Genomic DNA, 3,086 nt, shown 5'->3' with positions numbered 1-3,086 from the left:
GCTAAATATTCCTGGAAAATTAGTTGTTATGCCGATTATCCCGCGTTAGGAGCGTTCTTTAACGAGATAGAAAAAAGCCCCTTGTTTTTGTGCGTAGAGTCTCCTACTATTTTATCGAAAGCAGAGAGGCTGACTAAAAAACATAAAGCCGATTTTTTGCTTTCCACTTACAGGTTGAAAATTAAAAAATGAATGAAAAAAAGCAGATAATAATTATATTTGGATTATTAATAGTACTTATTATGCTGTGGATTTTTGTCTTGCATCCGCCTAAAAAGAATCTGGATAAAATGAATGTATCGGTGGAAGAAACCGGGTTGGAATTTAAAATTATACTTGAAACGGCTGAGAAGTATTTTAAGGATAAAGAAGGCGTGCAGAGGTTTTCTTATGAAGAAGACAAAGACCCTTTTTCTTTGGAAAGAAGAAAAGTTCTTGGAGAAAAAGAAATCGCTTCTGAGTTTTTAAAGGAATTAACCCTAAAAGGTATTCTTTGGGATTCTAAAAAACCGTTGGCAATCATAAATGGGGAGGTAGTGAGGAAAGGAAGTATTATAAAAGGCATAGAAATAAAAAGGATAGAACCTAATTGTGTTGTGGTGGAAGTTGAAGGAGAGGAAAAATTTCTTTTTATTGAAGGCGTTAGAAATGTGGAAAACCCCCATAGTTTCCACAAAGTGAAAACAATCAAGGGGGTAAAATCGCTTTAGCGATTTTAGGAAAAAGATAAAAAACTCAAATCGGAGGGCATAACAGATGAAAAAAATATTCCCGTTTTTATGCATTAATATTATATTAATCTTGTCTTTTCAGGTTTTTGCACAAAATCAGACAGATGAAATTATATCATCTTCTGAAAGCGTAATTACTTTGGATTTTAAAGACGTGAAATTAGAAGATGCTTTAAGATTAATAACTGAAAAGACGGGAATGAAATTTGTAATGAAGGCGGATTTATCCGAGAAATTGGTTTCGATATATTTACCTAACGTTGAAGGTAAAGACGCCCTTGATGCTATCTTAAGCATGCATGGGTTGGATTACACCCGCAGGAAAGATACGGACATATATATTGTTGAAGAAATGCCTGAAACTTTGCCTCTTGAGATTGAGGCTATTAAGTTAAGATATGCAAAAGCAAAAGATATGGGGGAAATAATAAAGAATAATCTTTCTCAACATGGACAGGTAAGTGTAGATACTCGAACAAATACTGTGATCATTAAGGACTTGCCGAGAAATATGGCAGAAGTAAAAGACCTTATAAGCAAATTAGACCATTCCCTTCCCCAAGTTTTAATCCGCGCGGATATAGTGGAATTATCTACGGAAGCAACAAAAGAATTAGGTGTCGAGTGGGGGGTAGGTATTACTGCTTCGGGAGCAGTCCAACAGACTACATTCCCTTTTCATACAGATAAAGCGACAACATTTAAGAAATTAGAACAAGTTTACAATGAAAGCGGTGGATGGGCTGGAAGCGAAGGCGCAATACCAACCTTTTCATTCGGACAGCTTTCTTTTGCCCAATTGAGCGCTTCTATAAAAGCGCTTGAGACAAAAGGATTAGCTAAAATATTAGCTCAACCTCGCATCGCTGTTCAAAATGACCATGCGGCTAGTATCAATATCACGAATCATATAGCTTTGGCTATGAAGGTTACTTATGACGATGCGGGTAATATAGTAAGTAGAGAGCCCTTGTACGGTGATATTGGCGTAGAGTTGAAGGCAACTCCCCATATTACCGACGAGGGAAATGTTATCTTGGAAGTAGAACCTTCAGTAATCTCTGCAGACCCTTCTCCGTATTTTGCAGAGGCAGTGGATACGACAACACGTTCGGCTAAAACAATTATAACAGTCAAAGACGGAGGGACGATAGTTATAGGAGGATTACTGCGCAGCGAAAATACAACAACAATAACGAAAGTCCCCTTTTTGGGTAATATACCCTTACTTGGACTTCTGTTTAGGTCTACAGAGGAAACGGAAGAAAGAACTGATTTGGTGGTATTCATATCTCCTATAATACTTACAGAAGAAAAGACTGCAAGAATCTTGCAGGAAGACAGAACGACAATAAGAAATTTGGAAGAAACAGTATTGCCGTCCAAATCCAAAAAAGGCGAGAACAAAGGATATCTAAAGTACAAGTAAATAGTCTTCTCAAGAAGTAATAGAACAATATTGCTCAAATAACTAATTAGATAAGGATCTAAAATAGAATTTTATGTTTGTACTATTCTTGGTTGGACTGAAAACGCTATTCCCTATTTTTAAAAGGGAATAGCGTTTTCGTGATATAACAATTCTTCGATGGTATTGATTACCACCTGAGATGTTTTTCTTCTCCCAGAAGTTTCTTGAGATGGTTTTCTATAATTTCATCTTTGGAAGATTTTCGTTTCTGAAGTGATTCTTCAAGTTCGGCAACTTTATCTTTAAGCTTTTCGACACCTTTTTCCCCTATTTCCAGTCTTAAATCAAACGCTTTGTCAAGGATACCATCCATTTTACTCTTTATTTTTTCTTTGTTTCTTTGGGAAGTTTCATCCTTATACTCTTTGGCTAATTCCATGGCCTCTTGATTCAGTTCTTGCATCTGTTTCATCATTTTCTGCATTTCGGGGTCCATGTCTTTTTTTTGGAACATTCCTTTAGACCTTGCTTCTGCAAAGCGTCTTTCCATCGGCTGTGCATATAGTGTAAAGCTTAATGCCAAAAGAAGAACCAGTGTGGTAACTATTAACTTTCTCATTTTTCTTCACCTCCTCTCATATTGATAAAAAAACTGTTATTTCTTCTATATCTTCGTATATACTGTTAATTTCTACATCTATACTATGTCCTTCTGCTGATTGGATTGTTTCTCCTGCAATAATTTTATGTATATCTGCTATTGATTCCTCTAATTGTTCTGTTTTATATGTAAAAGAATCATCCTGCCATTTTAAGTTTATGTCCGTAGTTCTAATGCTTAAAAATAAGAAAAAGAATAAAAATACAGCGGCTGCAACACCAGAGCCGAAAGCAAAAACACGTCTGGTTCGAAAAATTCCTTTTGCTTCTTTTAAGTTAGAAGC

At 35.9% G+C, this 3,086-nt stretch carries 5 protein-coding genes; 3 read left to right on the top strand and 2 right to left on the bottom strand.

The genetic code is table 11. From position 1 onward, the window contains the following. The 3 genes from KAS42_06250 to KAS42_06240 all read left to right on the top strand — a co-directional run. Nucleotides 1–192, top strand: a 192-nt coding sequence (locus KAS42_06250; protein MCK4905819.1) for a hypothetical protein, incomplete at its 5' end; no start/stop codon positions are given. Then, on the top strand, nt 189–710 hold the full coding sequence (locus KAS42_06245; protein MCK4905818.1) for a hypothetical protein: 522 nt from the start codon (nt 189–191) through the stop codon (nt 708–710). The genes KAS42_06250 and KAS42_06245, both read left to right, overlap by 4 nt. A gap of 46 nt (nt 711–756) precedes the next feature. Continuing rightward, the gene (locus tag KAS42_06240; protein MCK4905817.1) at nt 757–2,160 is read left to right on the top strand and encodes a hypothetical protein; all 1,404 of its coding nucleotides are present in this window, start codon (nt 757–759) and stop codon (nt 2,158–2,160) included. 169 nt (nt 2,161–2,329) lie between these two features. Here the strand turns inward: KAS42_06240 and KAS42_06235 are convergent, their stop codons facing one another. Together KAS42_06235 and KAS42_06230 are read right to left on the bottom strand one after the other, a co-directional pair. After that, entirely contained in the window at nt 2,330–2,761 is a 432-nt protein-coding gene (locus KAS42_06235) for a hypothetical protein (protein MCK4905816.1), read from the bottom strand. 16 nt (nt 2,762–2,777) lie between these two features. Then, nucleotides 2,778–3,086 (bottom strand): hypothetical protein (locus KAS42_06230; GenBank protein MCK4905815.1); only part of this gene is annotated, 309 nt, incomplete at its 5' end.

Source organism: bacterium (assembly GCA_023135785.1).
Taxonomy (GTDB): Bacteria; CAIJMQ01; CAIJMQ01; order CAIJMQ01; family CAIJMQ01; genus CAZNJA01.
Note: the sequence above shows the minus strand (reverse complement) of the source record. Positions and strands in the feature narration are given on the sequence as shown.

Bases quoted from the DNA above. Each gene is read 5' to 3' on its own strand.
- KAS42_06245 (MCK4905818.1), top strand. From the start codon at position 189: ATGAATGAAAAAAAGCAGATAATAATTATATTTGGATTATTAATAGTA.
- KAS42_06240 (MCK4905817.1), top strand. From the start codon at position 757: ATGAAAAAAATATTCCCGTTTTTATGCATTAATATTATATTAATCTTG.
- KAS42_06235 (MCK4905816.1), bottom strand. From the start codon at position 2,761: ATGAGAAAGTTAATAGTTACCACACTGGTTCTTCTTTTGGCATTAAGC.